At 40.0% G+C, this 16,873-nt stretch carries 15 protein-coding genes; 6 read left to right on the top strand and 9 right to left on the bottom strand.

All coding sequences use genetic code 11. The annotated features are described in order from the left end of the window. Window positions 1–172: 172 nt before the first annotated feature. Window positions 173–877 carry an acetolactate decarboxylase gene (gene budA, locus H3299_RS02475; RefSeq protein WP_182418752.1) on the bottom strand — a complete coding sequence of 235 codons (705 nt, stop codon included), beginning with the start codon at window positions 875–877 and terminating at the stop codon, window positions 173–175. A gap of 304 nt (window positions 878–1,181) precedes the next feature. Here budA and H3299_RS02470 point away from each other — a divergent pair, with 304 nt between their 5' ends. From H3299_RS02470 to H3299_RS02445, 6 genes are all read left to right on the top strand, one after another. Beyond that, window positions 1,182–2,096, top strand: a complete 915-nt coding sequence (locus H3299_RS02470) for a LysR family transcriptional regulator (RefSeq protein WP_182418751.1) — start codon at window positions 1,182–1,184, stop codon at window positions 2,094–2,096. A gap of 36 nt (window positions 2,097–2,132) precedes the next feature. Further along, window positions 2,133–3,101, top strand: a complete 969-nt coding sequence (locus H3299_RS02465; RefSeq protein WP_182418750.1) for a hypothetical protein — start codon at window positions 2,133–2,135, stop codon at window positions 3,099–3,101. A 32-nt stretch (window positions 3,102–3,133) separates the two neighbouring features. After that, window positions 3,134–4,081, top strand: coding sequence for a hypothetical protein (locus H3299_RS02460; protein ID WP_182418749.1), 948 nt, complete (start codon window positions 3,134–3,136; stop codon window positions 4,079–4,081). Window positions 4,082–4,113: 32 nt separating this feature from the next. Then, on the top strand, window positions 4,114–5,046 hold the full coding sequence (locus tag H3299_RS02455) for a hypothetical protein (protein WP_182418748.1): 933 nt from the start codon (window positions 4,114–4,116) through the stop codon (window positions 5,044–5,046). Window positions 5,047–5,122: 76 nt separating this feature from the next. Next, window positions 5,123–5,992 (top strand): hypothetical protein, encoded by an 870-nt coding sequence (locus tag H3299_RS02450; RefSeq protein WP_182418747.1) that lies wholly within the window; start codon window positions 5,123–5,125, stop codon window positions 5,990–5,992. Window positions 5,993–6,202: 210 nt separating this feature from the next. Further along, complete coding sequence (locus H3299_RS02445; RefSeq protein ID WP_182418746.1) at window positions 6,203–7,708, top strand: DASS family sodium-coupled anion symporter; 1,506 nt, start codon at window positions 6,203–6,205, stop codon at window positions 7,706–7,708. A 130-nt stretch (window positions 7,709–7,838) separates the two neighbouring features. On the opposite strand, the gene H3299_RS02440 is transcribed toward H3299_RS02445, so the two are convergent. The 8 genes from H3299_RS02440 to trxA all read right to left on the bottom strand — a co-directional run bounded on the left by H3299_RS02440 (window position 7,839) and on the right by trxA (window position 16,809). Beyond that, window positions 7,839–8,273 (bottom strand): hypothetical protein, encoded by a 435-nt coding sequence (locus H3299_RS02440; RefSeq protein WP_182418745.1) that lies wholly within the window; start codon window positions 8,271–8,273, stop codon window positions 7,839–7,841. A gap of 259 nt (window positions 8,274–8,532) precedes the next feature. Continuing rightward, window positions 8,533–9,000, bottom strand: coding sequence for a nucleoside deaminase (locus H3299_RS02435; protein ID WP_182418744.1), 468 nt, complete (start codon window positions 8,998–9,000; stop codon window positions 8,533–8,535). Window positions 9,001–9,114: 114 nt separating this feature from the next. Further along, the gene (locus H3299_RS02430) at window positions 9,115–9,663 is read right to left on the bottom strand and encodes a GNAT family N-acetyltransferase (RefSeq protein WP_182419609.1); all 549 of its coding nucleotides are present in this window, start codon (window positions 9,661–9,663) and stop codon (window positions 9,115–9,117) included. Window positions 9,664–9,909: 246 nt separating this feature from the next. Then, window positions 9,910–11,043, bottom strand: a complete 1,134-nt coding sequence (locus H3299_RS02425) for a type III PLP-dependent enzyme (RefSeq protein ID WP_182418743.1) — start codon at window positions 11,041–11,043, stop codon at window positions 9,910–9,912. An 872-nt stretch (window positions 11,044–11,915) separates the two neighbouring features. After that, entirely contained in the window at window positions 11,916–12,407 is a 492-nt protein-coding gene (locus tag H3299_RS02420) for a GNAT family N-acetyltransferase (RefSeq protein ID WP_182418742.1), read from the bottom strand. Between the two features lie 330 nt (window positions 12,408–12,737). After that, complete coding sequence (locus H3299_RS02415; protein ID WP_182418741.1) at window positions 12,738–14,924, bottom strand: primosomal protein N'; 2,187 nt, start codon at window positions 14,922–14,924, stop codon at window positions 12,738–12,740. A gap of 268 nt (window positions 14,925–15,192) precedes the next feature. Further along, a complete protein-coding gene (locus tag H3299_RS02410) occupies window positions 15,193–15,468 on the bottom strand; it encodes a hypothetical protein (protein WP_182418740.1) in 276 nt (91 codons plus the stop codon). Window positions 15,469–15,891: 423 nt separating this feature from the next. Further along, window positions 15,892–16,809, bottom strand: a complete 918-nt coding sequence (trxA, locus tag H3299_RS02405; RefSeq protein WP_182418739.1) for a thioredoxin — start codon at window positions 16,807–16,809, stop codon at window positions 15,892–15,894. Window positions 16,810–16,873 lie beyond the last annotated feature (64 nt).

Genomic DNA, 16,873 nt, shown 5'->3' with positions numbered 1-16,873 from the left:
GCGTTTTTCTAGCTGTCTTTAAATCTGAAAAAATAAATTCCATTATCTTGGCTAGCAGCTTAAGACATTATTGCAGTCTTGGTGCTTTCCCATCTTACCACTCAAGAACCTAGCCATAAAAACAAAAAAAGCCCCTTTAATAAAAGGGGCTTTTTAAATGTTGTACTAAAGTTTAATTTTCAACGTGCTTTATAAGTTCAACCATATCATCAATATCTAGATTTTGGTTTAAAAATTCAGGATCATCGGGCAACTTAATATCTAAACCCAATTTACGCTCAAATTCTAGATTACCTTCTGCCATGGCAAAATCCATTACATGACCAGCCTTTGTCCCATCATCAGAAATAAAATGAACATGGAACTGCGAAACAGAAATGGTTGAAAAATAACTTGGAGAAAAAAAGCCAATCAGTGTGCCAGAAACATTTTTCAATTCATCAACGACTTGATCTGACACGACTTCTAAAACAGATTTATAAGGTTTTTTTTGCTCCAAAGGGCGGCGAATTTTAATTCTATCAAAACTACCTTTATATTTTACCGCCAAAAATATATTATCAAATTTCGTATAAGACGATAAAACATCATGCAATTGCTCTTTGGCAACATTCTTTATAGATATGTTTTTTTCCGCATTAAAACTGGTTACTTGCGCAAAGGGTAATTTTTCTGCTGAAGACATGGTACGAACGATGCCGTCGCCACGCGCTTCTATCATTTTTCCATCAATAATAATGACTTCGCCTCCAAATGCATGAGAGCAGCCTAGTCCAAAATCGCCGCTTTTAAGAATAGTTTCAGCAGAAAATACACCATCATATAGTCCAGACATTAAAGCATTAACTGTAGAAAACTGAGAAATAGCTTTGGTCATAATTTTTCCAATTCAGAATTTGACTTATCTAATTAAATACGACTAATCACACCACTAATTAATTGTTCATATAGCAAAGACTAGACATTCAGTTAATTAGAGCTAACACCCTCAATTGCTATAGGAATAAGCACCGCCATTTAAATGGCATTTACCAATTTTAACGGCTTGTTATTGCTAAGGTAATTTCTTTTTGCTGCAAATTGAGGTATTTTGGTAATCGTTTCTATTTCCAATATAGCTATATTTTTTCGACCATCAATTTAATAAATTTCAATCTTGATTTAGTGGGATTTAACCTAGAATGAAAAATATACCTCTAAATTTACTCAATATTTTCGCGATATCTGCACGTTTGCAGTCTTTCAAGCTTGCTGGTGAAGCACTGTTATTGACAACAAGTGCTGTTAGCCAATCAACTAAAAAACTAGAAGATTTGCTAGGAGTGCGTTTATTCATCCGCAATTCCAACAGTGTTGAATTAACTGCAAAAGGCCAGGCCTTATTATCCTTCGTTGAGGCAGGGCTACAAGAGATTGAAAAAGGTATAGATCACATCACCAACAAAGAGCACTTCATCACTCTTTTTTGTCCACCGGGCTTTGCCAATTTTTTAATGCAGCCTATAATTCTTGAACTACTAGAAAAAGGTTACGAAGATATTCGGCTTATCACCAATGAAGAAAAAGACGTTCTGGACATAAAAAATTACGATATAGCTGTTTTTCTTGATGAAAAAGCAGCCCACATTTCTCACGCTTTAGACTTGGGGCCAGATTATTATTATCCGTTCTGCCATCAAAATATCTATGATAAAATCAAAACGATTGAAGACTTTAAACAGTTTATACTTATTCGCAATGCATTTGCCCGAACAACTTGGGAAGAATGGTTAAGTTTTAACCATATACCAATCAATATAACAAAATCCATGACGGTTAACCGTGCATCGCAATTGGTATCTGCTATTGAAAATGGAATGGGTATTGGCCTTGAATCAATTCGAATTTTATCTCCAAAACTAAAATCAGGCGAATTTAAGCTATTAGAATTCGACGGACTTAAACCTATCATAAAACATATGACATGGTTAGCCATTGCCCCCCATAATACTCATAATAAACCAATCAACCATATCGCCCAAATGATAATTAGCCAGTGCTCCACTGACAAAGATGGTATTTTGATAAGCTCTAGGTCGGAACACAATGGTAATTAATCGAAAACAAAATGAATAAGTGAGTAATGTTAAGCTATGTCTATTTTGAAAAACTCGACACGAAAGCTAATCGGCAATAAAAAACCGCAGCTCTTTTATATTTTTGAAGAGCAGCCGCCAAGCGCTATTGATTGTATGAGCGCGGTCTATAATATTTTTTCTCATTATCCACCAGCGCGCGGTCGCGGCAATTATTGTCGAACCTGTGCAAGCGACGAATTTGTTGAAATTATCGTTGAAGCATGCAAATCCCCCAGTAAAGCACCAGCAAGTAGCTTTAGCGGGATTTATTGGGAAGGCCCCCATTGTATGGGTGGCATATCCAATATAAAATTTTGGCTGCCGCGCACCGTTGAAACATATATATTAACGCCAGTCGATAATGGCATTTTTACAAACATAGTTGAGCGTTATCAAAGCATAGGACTGTCTCTCTGGCCTTTTGATGAGCAGGAGGTTTTGCGGCTTACTTTTTGCCGCGCACTGATTAATTTTGTTGAAAGCGGCAACCCCGCACCGTTAAACGGCACATTATTAACGAAGAGCCGCGACAGATGTAAAGAATTGCAACAACATGCCGATATTTTTACTATAATTATTGGCATGCTCATCTATTTGCGTATTGAGCCAAAAGGCATTTTTGCCTACTTAAAAGCCCACCAAAATGAAAATATTGATTTTTTCCTATGCCGAGAGATAAGTGATGATTTTTTAAGCATCGATGAAGAAGCCTATTATGATGCTGAAACAATCAATAACAATGACAATTTAAAACTTTTAACCAAGCTATTAAACAGACGGGCACGCACTGCCCTTTTTAATGCTATTTCCATTGAAGACTTATTTGATAAATTGGATAAATATGAAAAATTAGGTAACACAATTTTATGCCAATATATCGAAAAAGCCCTGCAAGACTATAATAGTCAAAAATCTAATAATGAAGATTTAAACGAAGATGATGATAGTTTATTATTGCACAAACTGTTAGATACTGCATTATAATGAAATATTTTAATTATAGTAGGCGTAATAAAATGCCAAAATCTTTATTCTATACCTTTGATATACAAACACCAAACGCTCATGAGTGTATGCTTACAATTTACGAGGCTTTTGCTGATTACAAACCTGCCCTGGAACGAGCACAATACTGCACAACTTGCACACGCGATGATTTTATTGAAACGATAGCCAAGGCGAGTAAATCACCCCATACCGCACCCGTTGATAGCTTTTGCGGGGTTTATTGGGAAACCCCAACCTGCGTGGGCGGCGCGGACAATATCAAATTTTGGCTGCCGCGCACTCTTGAAACCTATATGCTGACATCACTACAACACATGCCATATAGCGGCATACATGAAATATATCAAAATCTTGGCCTTTCAGCTTGGCCAGATCATGAACAAGAGGTTTTGCGCCTTACATTTAGCCGTGCCCTCATAAATTTGATTGAAACTGGCGACCCCTCGCCGCTAAAAGGCGAATTACTAGATAATCAAGATGATAGGCGTTTAGCTTTACTGCATATAAGCGATATTTTTGTGATCATAATCGCGACTTTAATCTATCTACGTGTCGAACCAACAAATATTTTCAAATATCTTTTAAACAATGATGATGCGCGCGTTGATTTTTTCCTGTGCAGCGAAATAAATTACCCTTGGCTTAGCATGGAGCACTTGGATAGGTTTTCTGAGCAAATTTATATTAATAATGATGACTTAAAACATGTGACCGAAATATTAAGTAAACGTGCGCGAGTAAGCCTATTTCAATTAATATCAAGCGATGATCTCCAGCAACTGTTAGAAAAATATAAGGCGAAAGGCGACGAAATATTATGTTGTCAAATTAAACATGCCCTGCAACAATATGAACAACAAAAAATCATTCAAGATGATAAAGACCAAATCGCAGATGAAAGGACTTTGCGTCACTTATTGCAAAAATTCCCTCTTAAGAAGGATTTATCCGCTTAAATTGACTATTTATCATCTTCAAAGGAACAAATATGCAGCAAGTCTTTTACCCATTGGATTTATCGCCGCCCTCGGCTGAAAGCTGCATGCACGCCGTTAAACAAGGCTTTAGCCAATATGCGCCCTATCGTGAACGCCATGATTTTTGTGACTCTTGCATAGCTGAAGAAGTCTTTCCTGAATTTCAAAATGCAATTGATCACCCCAATACTGCAAAACCTTGGGTTTACGAACTCTTTTTTCATGAACATATTGATTGTGTCGGCACGATTAATAATTTAAAATTCTGGCTACCACGCACATTAGAAACATCAATTTTAGATTCCAATAAACACTTTACCTTTGAAGTTTTTGAAAAATACAAAAGCCAAAATATCGGCTTTTGGCCTCCTCACGAAACAAAGGCACTAAGACAAGTTTTTACGCGGTCTTTAATTGGCGTGGTTGAACACATGGATGCGGCACCCTTAGGGCCCCAGTTGCCTAATTTTGCCTCCAATGATTATGACAAAGCTTGGCCGACCAATTTTGCTTTGCAAGCCATTATCGGCAGTCTCATTGCTTTACGCGTTAATCCGCAAGATATCTTTGCCTATGTTTTTAAGCATTGCGATGAGCGGATTGATTATTTTTTAGCGCACATCATCATTGTTGAGATGGAACCATGGTGGCTTGGTGATTTAGACGAAGGATTACCAGATAATTTAACTAATTATGATAAGGTCAATATATTTTTAGATCAAAATGCCATGCAAGCTGTTTTAAACCATGTATCCAAGGACTATTTAGCCCAACAATTGATTAAATACCAAACAGCTAAAAACCAACTTTTGGTACAAAACTTCGAGCTTGCAATTGGATATTATGATGAAAGAAAAAAACGCCCCCAATTAATAAGTCAACAAAACGGGGAAGAGGCTATTTTAAAATTAATTCAACAAGGTCAATTTTCTATACCAGCATAAAGGCAGCAAAACATTGGACAATAATCAAACCCTTTTTTACCCATTAGATTTATCGCCGCCCTCGGCGGAAAGCTGCATGCACGCCGTTAAGCAAGCCTTTAGCCAATATCAACCTTGTCGCAAACGCGAGGATTATTGCGACACATGCGTTTCAGATGAAATGCTTACACAAATAATAGACAGCATTGATAATGCCGATTGCGCTGATAACTTAGCCTGCCGTCTGTTTGTTTGTGAACCTATTGACTGCGTTGGCGGAATAAATAGCTTTAAATTCTGGCTGCCCCGTATATTAGAAAAATTAATACTTGATGACCGCGCTGGTTCAACTTTTGAGTTTTATGAAAAACTCGCTTGTGAAAATGTCAGTTTTTGGCGCCAATGCGAACAAGATGCCTTACGCCAATTATTTTGCCGTTGTTTGATAAATTTTATTGCCCATAATAATCCTGCGCCGCTTGGTCCTGCCATCGGCCAATTTAAAACCAATGATTATACTACAATGAGTCCAATAGCATTTAGCTTAAAAACAATTATTGCATGCCTTATTCATTTACGTGTTGCCCCTCGGGAAATTTTTAATTATCTATTTCAACAGCGTGACGAAAGAATTGATTATTATTTTGCTGACTTTATCGATGACCCGCTGTCAGCATGGTGGTTATTAAATCCTGATAAAGATGCGATAACCCAGCGTCATGGTCTATTCGATACGCATATTGCGCTTATCTATCTACATCAGCTTGCACATCACAGCTTTTTTGAAATTATTTCAAAACCGTATTTAGAACAACAGCTTATGAAATATAAGACTGATGGAAATAGCCTATTATATAAAAATTTAACATATGCGCTAGAATTATATGATGAGACAAGTAGCTCTATCCCATTGATAAGCAAAAAAGATGGCGAAGAAGCGATGTTAAAACTATTAGCCGAAAACTAGCGGTAAAATCCTATATGGAAAAAGGGCAGTGATTTTAAGTCATCAAATCCATAAAACTTGCCTAAAATTCCTTTTTATTAAGGCACGTTTTTAAGCTGAAAAAATACGACCTAACAAGTCAAAATAACGACATATTTATATGAATAATTTCTTGCTATTCCAATAAAAGGGTATAGGATTTATTCGGGAGGCACCTAGTAAGAGGGCCTAATGTTTAAGTCACTTTATAATCTTTATGAGAGATTTTCTCTCTTCGTTCCATTCCGCGTTATTCCCGGTTTTTTTTGTGTTGTGGTCTATTGGGGGCTTATTTTTACACCCACACCAACTGGACTAACCGATGATGCATGGCATTTTGTTGCAATATTTGTATCCGCAATATTAGGCATTATTTTAAAAGTTATGCCTATTGGCGTCATGTCAATGATTACAATAGCTGTTGTGGTTCTTTCAAGGGTTACATCGCCCACATCAAAAGAGGCTGTTGCAGATGCCCTTGCTGCCTTTAACAGTCCCCTCATTTGGCTGATTGTGGTTTCAATCATGGTGTCACGTGGCTTAATCAAAACGGGACTTGGCGCCCGCATTGGCTATTATTTCATCCGCCTTATTGGTAAGAGGACTTTAGGCATTGGATATGGACTTGCATTTTGTGAATTGCTATTAGCACCCTTTACCCCAAGCAATACGGCGCGTGGTGGTGGTATTATACATCCTGTCATGCGATCCATTGCTGCGGCCTTTGATTCAAGCCCTGAAAAAGCTACGCAAGGCAAGGTTGGTACATATCTTGCTTTGGTAAATTATCACGCCAATCCAATCAGCTCAGCCATGTTTATTACAGCAACAGCTCCCAATCCGCTTGTGGTAAAATATATTAGCCAAGCAACCGGTGGTAGCCTATCCTTATCATGGAGCAGTTGGGCATTATGCATGCTTTTACCCGGCCTCATCGCAATGATTGCTATGCCATTTGTAATTTACCTCATATCCCCGCCTGAATTAAAGCATACACCAAATGCCGTTACCTTTGCTCATGGTGAACTTACAAAACTTGGATCAGTTAAAAGCTCTGAGATTGTGATGCTAATAACTTTCGCAATTATGCTTTTATTATGGGCAGGCGTTCCAGCCGCAATATTTGGCGATTCTTACCTCTTTGATCCAACTGCTGTTGCTTTTGTTGGTTTAGTAATTTTATTGCTAAGCGGCACATTATCATGGGATGATGTTTTAAAAGAAAAAAGCGCGTGGGATACATTAATTTGGTTTGGCGCTCTCGTAATGCTTGCCGGTCAACTTAATAAGCTTGGCGTTGTTGGATGGTTTTCAGATGGCTTGCGTACTGCAATTGAAACAAGTGGTATGAGTTGGCCAGCCGCAATGACGATCCTTATTCTTACCTTTATGTTTTCTCACTATGTATTTGCAAGTACAACAGCCCATATCAGCGCCATGATGCTGGCTTTCTTAACCGTTGGCGTGCACCTCATCCCAGCAGAATATATCAATTTATTCATGCTGTTAATGGCCGCGGCATCAGCAATCATGATGTGTCTTACCCATTATGCCACTGGCACATCACCGATTATCTTTGGTTCAGGTTTTGTCACTTTAAGTCGTTGGTGGACTGTCGGCTTCATCATGGCGGTAGTAAATCTTGCCATTTTCGCAATAATCGGCGGGGTATGGTGGAAATTCTTGGGATATTGGTAATACCTTCCCCAAAAAAGCGAGAGCATTTGCACCATAAGTGTCTCCCCAAATGCTCTAAATCTCTAATTTTTAAAGGCGCTTCACTCTTTTTGTAAGCGCCTTTACCTTGCTTATAAAAAACCAAAAAAGCTTAATTACGGTCTTCTTGCTTTTTCTTTGATGAACGGCCATCAAGTTCCCTATAAACTTCCGTCAATTGCGATTGCGGTGCTGCACATCTTTTAGTAGCTGCCATTTGAGTTAAAACACCATTGCGGTTACGCAAAGCTGCGATTTCAACCGCTTCAGGCGATTTTGGATCCATGAAGAACAATGCTGGGAAAAATACAATGCTAGCAGCCCCAAGAGCGACATTTTTGCCGCGCCCTACATTGCGCTCATGCAAAGTTGCTTTCACCTGACGCTCATTGGCTTCGAACTCGCGAGAAATTCCCGCACAATCCATGATACTATCGGTTGGATTGGTAATAGCAATTTCCTTGGCAGCACGCCCACCACAACCTGCTAAGGTTGAAAGCGAAAAACCAATAACCATTGCCGACACAGCATATTTTTTTAAATTCATCCTTATCCCCAGTAGAATATTGAAATAGTTTCGTTAATCGTAGAAATATTAAAGCAAACTAGGTCTTTAATTATTGCTCAAGAAATTGCAGTAAAACTTAAACACAATGCAATAATAAAAGCACCCAAAAGCCTTATGAATATCATCATTTTGGAAACGTTTTTCTTCATTTACTGTAAGATTAATAAATTGTAAATTATTTAATAAAGACACAACCACTGTTACACAATATTTCAGCTATTAAAACAAGATCTACACTCTAAACTTTGCGTTTATTGCTAAAAAATTGCGTCAAAAGATCAGATGATTGCTGTTCACAAAGACCAGAATAGACATCTGGGCGGTGATGACAGGTTGGTTGATTAAAAAAAACGGGTCCATATTCGACAGCGCCGCCCTTTGGGTCACTTGCGCCATAATAAAGCCGGCGAATTCGCGCAAAAGAAATAGCGGCTGCGCACATAGCACAAGGCTCAAGCGTCACGTATAAATCGCATTCTGGCAAGCGTTCACTTGACAGTGCTTCACAAGCCATTCTTATTGCACGGATTTCAGCATGTCCCGTTGGATCAAAAACATGGCGGGTCAAATTATGGGCTTTGGCTATTAATTTGCCTTGATGAAAAATAACCGCGCCAACGGGAACCTCATCCAGTTCAAATGCAAGCTTTGCCTCTTGCAAGGCAAGCTCCATAGGTGTGCTTTGTTTTTTGCTTATAACAACCATATTTAAGTTAATTCAGCCATTTATTGTTCATTTCAGGCAATAGCAATAAAACATATTATAAAAGCTGTGAAGAGCTTGCTAACAAAATAGCGCAGGCCTATGGGTTTAACTTGTTTAAGCCACGTTTTTGGAGGGGCTTAAATTGCGCTTTATTTTTTCACCTGACGGCATAACAACACCAGTTGCATCATCTAACCAACCAGTAACCAATTCAAGTGCTTGGAAACGTTGGCGCTCAAAAGGTCCTGGCATAGATAAATGGGCCGCTTTGCTAGCACAAAAACCAAAACGGCGATAATAATCAGCATCACCAACAAGAAGAATAGCACCATGCCCTAAGAGCTTGGCGCGTGAAATAGCTTCCACCATTAAGCGCGCGCCAATGCCCTGCCCTGCAAAATCTTGACGAATAGCAAGAGGACCCAATAAAAGCGCATTAATAAAACCACCATTTCTATTTGCCAAGCAGATATGCCAAAGGCGAATGCTGCCAATAAGCATACCGCTTTCATCACGCGCAACAAGGTTTAACCCAACAGCCGGCAAGCGATTTTTACGAATTTTTTCTGATGATTTGCGTTTACGGTTTGCCCCCATCACACTATCAAGCAAAGCTTCACGCTGTGAAACTTCATCACAGCGTTCATCATCAATGATAATCATTGCACTTGCACTGTTATTGATAAGCGTTGCATCACCATTATTTGAAATATTTTTTAAGCTTTGAGCCAACATGTTCGATCGCCCTATAAGATGACATGTCAAAAGAACCGCAAATCACCTTATTGGTAATTTACAAGACAAATGCATATAATTTTTTTAAAATACTAAACTTAACGCCCCACTTTTGCGTGAGGCGTTTAAGGTTGATCGCAATAGAAATTACTGCTCACTTAAAGAGCAAAATCTCTAAATCACGTAAGAGCGGATAGGTTCAAAACCATTAAATGCAATAGATGCATAAGTAGTCGTATAAGCACCTGTACCCAAGATCAACAATTCATCACCGATGGTCAAGCTTAAAGGCAATGGATAAGGTGTCTTTTCATACATAACATCGGCAGAGTCACAGGTTGGGCCAGCAAGCACGCAAGGCGCGGTTACATCACCATCATGAGGCGTTACAATTGGATAGCGAATAGCTTCATCCATTGTTTCAGCAAGACCGTTAAATTTACCAACATCAAGATAAACCCAACGTTGCTCATCATTAGCCGACTTTTTAGAAATCAACACCACTTCGGTGCGGATAACCCCCGCATTACCCACCATGCCACGGCCTGGCTCAATAATGGTTTCTGGGATACGATTGCCAAAATGCTTGCTTAAAGCTTCAAAAATAGCATTACCATAGGCTTGCGCGGTTGGTACATCTTTCAAATATCGGGTTGGAAAGCCACCGCCCATATTCACCATTTGCAATTTAATGCCTTCTTTAGCAAGCGCTTCAAACACACCAGCCGCATCAGCCAAAGCACTATCCCATGCATCAAGATTGGTTTGCTGTGAGCCAACATGGAATGAAACACCATAGGCGGATAAACCAAGCTCATCGGCACGGCGCAACACATCAATTGCCATGGCAGGCACACAACCAAATTTGCGTGATAGCGGCCATTCAGCCCCTTCACCATCAGTTAATACACGGCAAAACACTTTTGCATCGGGCGCAACACGGGCAATTTTTTCTACTTCTTCAACGCAATCAACAGCATAGAGCGAAATACCCAAAGCATAAGCACGGGCAATATCACGCTCTTTCTTAATGGTGTTGCCATAAGAAATTCGCTCTGGTGATGCACCTGCATCCAAAGCCATTTCAATTTCTTCAACTGAAGCTGTATCAAAATTAGAACCCAAATCAGCCAAAAGGCGCAAAATTTGTGGCTCTGGATTAGCCTTTACCGCGTAAAAAATACGCGATTGCGGAAGTGCTTTTTCAAAACCGTGATAATTTTCGCGCACAACATCAAGATCCACGACAACGCATGGGCCTTCTGGGCGGCGGGTTTTAAGAAAATCAAGAATGCGTTGTGTAGCCATTGGAACTCTCCACTTTTGGTTTCCAAATGTAAAGCATCGCAGCCCTTTGTCATCAAAGGGCTGTAAAACTTCAGAACAAAGTGCATGAAATCCTCCCATTTTTAAAAATAGGATAGAATTCAGGCGATGAAGGAACAGCGCGGCGACCGCATTGTTCAGCTTTGTCTGCCTCTTATTGGAATTGGAAAACCATTTCCGCAATGAAGGCAATGAGGGTGTGCCTCTACAGTATTTCCGGCTTAGCCGTATCACTAGAAAGGCCCGCACCGTCGTTGCTTCGAGATGTCCTCGCTCTTTTGGTTGGCCAATGAGAGCGACTGGAGCGGTTAGTTCCAGGTACCTTACCGATTACCCTCACCATTCGAGGAACCGGCGGACACCCATAGGCTCGTGCGACTTTGGGCAATTGCCATATAGTCATAAAAAAATGACTTTTCAATGACAATTTTTCAAATTTGGGATTTTTTTTTAAATTTAATTTTCAGGTCTTGCTAAATATCAGAAAAACATAAATAATTTAATTTTTCAACTATATTTTAGTATTAAACAAGCAAACTAAAGTATAAAACTATTTCTTTCATGACAAGCAATATTTATGTAAATGTATATTTTTTTTGCAAAATAATAAGTTGCAAGCAATCAATAGCTTATGGTCAAAAAGCAATGGTATTTTTAACGGGCTATAGCAGAAAATCTCCCCTTAATAGCCCGCGCTTTTTTCAACATACTATGCACCTTAATCCATCAAAGTGCATTTATTAGAGCGCATTTCGATCTGATTGGATCAGATCCGCGCTCTAATACATTGTTTACACCGGGTTTTTTGTCCGAAAACCGCTTCACACTTTTCGGAAAACGCTCTAATCAGTAAGTTATAAAATTAACTGCATCAATACCAAATCAAGCCATTTGCCAAATTTTATACCAACCTGCGGCATATGCCCTGTAACCTTAAAGCCAAATTTTTCATGCAAGGCAATTGAGGCCTTATTTTCAGCTTCAATTCCTGCAATTAAAACATGGACATTGTTATTTTGCGCTTCTTCAATCAAAGCGCCAAGCAAGGTTTTACCAATACCCTTATTCCGCGCATTCTTATCAATATAAATCGATAATTCACTTGAATGAACATAGCCGGGGAACTGGCGAAATGGACCATAACTTGCATAGCCACAAGTTATGCCATCAACCTCCGCAACCAGTACCGGAAAGCCAGATTTTTGTCTGTCTTGTAACCATGATTTGCGGTTTGCAATATCAACCACATGCTCGGTCCAAATAGCATCACTATTTAAAATTGCTTCGTTAAAAATATCGGTAATAACTGGCAAATCATCCTCAGTGGCAGCGCGAATATGAAGCATATAATCTTTCCCCTTTAAATTAAGAAATAAAATTATACAGCATTTAAAAATGACGCAAGGAGTTTTTAATAATCAATTAAAAATCATCGGCCTCAAAGCGGCTCTACAAGTGCATCCAATATGCTGCTGCGGTAAAACTCATGTCTTATATGATCCAGTAACCGCGCTAATATTCACGCGCAGCACGCAACTTTTTGCTAGTGGTGTTATCTAAACTATGGGCAGCTACCGATAGAACAATCATCAATAAATCATATGAAGGTCAGGCCCCATTAATAATCATAAATAACAACTTACGAACCATTGGCTATTTTTAACGACAAAAAATACTTATAAAAAGCTTTGTGGATCAATATCAATTTGTATCCTTACCGAGCCACGTGGTGGTGGCGCGGTTGCAATGATGGCTTTAATAAAGCTTTGAATATCAGCGCGTTTTGAGCCATGAATAAGTAAGCGAAAGCGGTGGCGACCTCGAATAATCGCAAGCGGTGCCTCAGCCGGTCCAAGAACACTGATTTCATTGGTTTTTGGGGCGGCTTGACGCAAGAGCCTTGCATAATTTTCAGATTCTTGCCGGCTTTCAGCTGAAATAATAATGGCCGCCAAGCGCCCAAAGGGAGGCAAGTGATCACGCTCACGCGCTGCAATTTCGCGCTCATAAAAGGCTAGTGCATTACCCGATATAATTGCCTGCATCACCGGATGGCTAGGCTGATAGGTCTGAATAAGCCCTTCTGCCGCCGCACCTGAACGCCCAGCGCGTCCCGTCACCTGCGATAAAAGTTGAAAAGTGCGTTCAGCCGCGCGCGGGTCACCATTAGCAAGACCAATATCAGCATCGACCACGCCAACAAGGGTCATATTGGGGAAGTGATGGCCCTTGGCGACAAGCTGCGTGCCAATGACAATATCTACTTCACCCTTGGTCACTGCTTCAAGTTCTAGGCGCAAACGTTTGACACCACCAATAAGGTCGGTGGAAAGCACCAGAATACGCGCATCGGGAAATTCTGCCTCCGTTTCCTCGGCAATCCGTTCAACCCCCGGGCCACAGGCAACCAAATGGTCAAATGTACCGCATTCGGGGCAGCTTTCCGGCGTTGGTACGTGATAACCGCAATGGTGGCATAATAACTCACCACGAAAGCGGTGCTCCACTAACCAGCTTGAGCAATTGGGGCATGAAAAACGGTGTCCACACACACGGCAAAGGGTTAGCGGCGCATAGCCACGCCGATTAAGAAATAATAGGCTTTGCTCACCTTTTTCAATAGTCTTATGAATAGATTCAATCAGGCGCGGTGACAAAAAATGGCCGCTCGCTGGTGCGTTTTTTCTTAAATCAATTGCATGAAGATCAGGCATTGCAGCAGCAGCAAAGCGACTGGTAAGCTTAATTTGCTTGTAACGCCCTTGCAGGGCATTAACCTGACTTTCAACTGATGGTGTTGCCGATGATAAGATGACCGGAACTTTGGCAATAGCACCACGCGCAACAGCCATATCACGCGCATTATAAAAAACGCGATCTTCTTGCTTAAAAGCAGCATCATGTTCTTCATCAACAATAATCAACCCAAGTTGCTTAAACGGCAAAAATAAAGCGGAACGCGCGCCGGCAACCACCTTAACTCTGCCTTCTGCCACTTGCCGCCAAACCCGTTCGCGTTGGCGCGGCGACATATCTGAGTGCCATTCAGCAGGTGGCGCACCAAAACGCGCATGGAAACGGTCAAGAAATTGTTGGGTAAGGGCAATTTCAGGCAAAAGAATTAAAACTTGGCGGCCAAGCTCTATAGCGCGGGCAACCGCCTCGAAATAAACCTCAGTTTTGCCAGAACCGGTGACACCATCGAGTAAGGTTGTGCTAAAAGCATTATCAAAAACCGCAATTTCCAAAGCATCAGCAGCGTATTGTTGGTCTTGTTCAAGCTTTGGTGGTGAATAAGCAGGATCAGGATCGGCAACAACGGCAGGTGGTGGCAGCTTTACTTCATCAAATAGGCCTTGCGCAATAAGCCCGTCAATAACGCTAGTGGAAACACCCGCAGCATGAGCAAGGCCGGATTTCGTCCAAGGTAAGCCATCTTGAATATGGTCTATCACGCGTAATCGCGCCGGAGTTTGCCGTTCAACTTCATTCCCATTCCAGCGAAAACCTGTAATCATCGGCTCTGGCTCAAAGGCAGTTGGAACACGCAAGGCCATGCGTGCCACCATACCGGGCGGCGACAGCGTATAATTTGCAACAAATTTGATAAATTGTAAAAGCTCGGCTTTTATTGGCGGGCAATCAAAAACTTGATGTATTGCCTTTAACTTTTTTATCGGTACATTATCGGTTGCATCATCGGTAACAAGACCCGCCACCTGTCTTGGGCCAAGCGGCACTTGCACAATAGAGCCAACCTCGACATTCATACCTTCTGGCACGGCATAGCTATATGGCCGCTCAGTCGGTACAGGAATGAGCACAGATACAATTTTTGTTGGTTGAAACAGATCGTTTGTCATATGGCCTTTATGATACACATGGTTTTTGTTTAAACAAAGCTTTTATCGATTAACTAAAGCATTTTCATAAAACTGGAAAGCGGTTTACACCACAACACCATAAGATTTTTATCACGGGTCTATTTTTTGGATAATAAAAGAACACAGAACAAATTTTATTAAATCAAATCCGCTAAAGCGGAAACATCAAATGGATTGGTTAGATTAAACCGAACGCAATTGATTAACAATTATCAAAAAAATATAGTTATAGATACAATTTAGATTGTTAAAGGTATAACATGCAATGTAAAAAATTGTCGGCAACGTCCTCTTCTGTTCCATTATTGATTATCGCATTTTTTATAATTTTGTATTTATCCCAGTTAATCCCATGATCTTCATTGTCAATATTGCGCTTAAAATAGCCAAATTGCGATATTTCACCGCGTATTTTCATACAAGGAAATAAATCTAAGTCAAAATTACCAGCAGATACCAATTTTACCTTGGATTTATAGCTTCTCAAAGTTGCAATTAATTTAGTAATTTCTTCAAAATACATTTAATTGTCCTTAGCTTAAATATTATCCTTACTCTGCATGAGCGTAAAAAATGTCTTTGAAAAGCTCATTTTTGAGTATTCCTATTTTAAAACCTATAATCCATTAAGATTAAATAGAAAATTATACCATTAGGCAAGCAATAACTTTAAACGTTGCTACTTTGACACAATGATTAATATTCGGTTTACAGCTAAGTGTATTCGCTATTGTTAAGCGATAAGATATTTACAACATATTAGGGTTAGGAAATAAATATATTTTATTTAAAGTTTGCGGCAAGGCCCAAATTTTTCATAATAAATTTTCACGCCCTTTGCCCATTAGAAAAATCAAATTTTTTAAAAATATCCATTGTCCTACGAGATAAAAAGGCCAGTAAATAGAAAAATCCACTGGCCTTTATAAACTTTACTTACCTCATCTTAAGCAAAAAGCAGTGAAGACAATTTGCGTCGCGCGGATAAAGTAACAGGATTAGTTGCGCCCCAAACTTCAAAAAACTGTAGCAACTGTTTTTTGGCTTTTTCATCTTCCCATGTGCGGTCTTCACGCATGAGGTCAAGCAGCATATCAGCAGCTTTTGCGTGTTCACCTTGGGCGTTAAAAATAAGGGCTAGATCAAAACGCGCCGAAAAGTTTTTGGGATCTTCATCAATTTGTTTTTGCAATGCAATTGGGTCGCCAAGCGTTTTAATTTGCTCTGCAATGGCAATACGAGCCAAAACCGCACTTAAAGCTGCATCACTTTTTTTATTTTCAGGGGCGGTCGCAAGAATAGCCTTGGCTTGTTCCACCTCACCGGCTTCTAGAAAACACGTTGCAAGGCCGGCGATTGCAGGAATATTTTCAGGCTCTTGCTGTAAAATTGCCGAAAAAATATTAAGTGCTTGAACAAAATCACCGTTTTTAAGCAATTCTTGCGCAGCTTCAACCGCTTCTTGCATATCTGGCTTTTGATCTGCTGATGAATGACGGCTGATAAATTCACGCACTTCGCTTTCTGGTACATTGCCCATAAAAGCATCAACTGGCTGCCCATTAACAAATGCAACAACTGCCGGAATAGATGAAATGCCAAGCTGCCCAGCAATTGATGGATGATCATCAATATTCATTTTAACCAACCGAACAGCGCCTTTGGCTTCATTGACTACTTTTTCAAGCGTTGGCCCAAGCTGCTTGCATGGCCCGCACCATGGCGCCCAAAAATCCACGAGAACGACATGTTTTTTAGACACCTCAAGCACGTCTTTTTGAAAGGTTGCAGTCGTCGTATCGCTTACCCATTGGCTTGGTTGGCTACCTATTGCGCCGTTTGCAAGACCATTGATTGTACTCATTTTTTCCAATTCCTGTTTCTAAGCGATTAATCTTTTATCTATCAATGATAGACACTCAAAATAT

This window comes from Bartonella sp. HY038 (genome assembly GCF_014117425.1).
Lineage (GTDB): Bacteria > Pseudomonadota > Alphaproteobacteria > Rhizobiales > Rhizobiaceae > HY038.
This window is presented reverse-complemented; position numbering and strand designations above follow the sequence as displayed.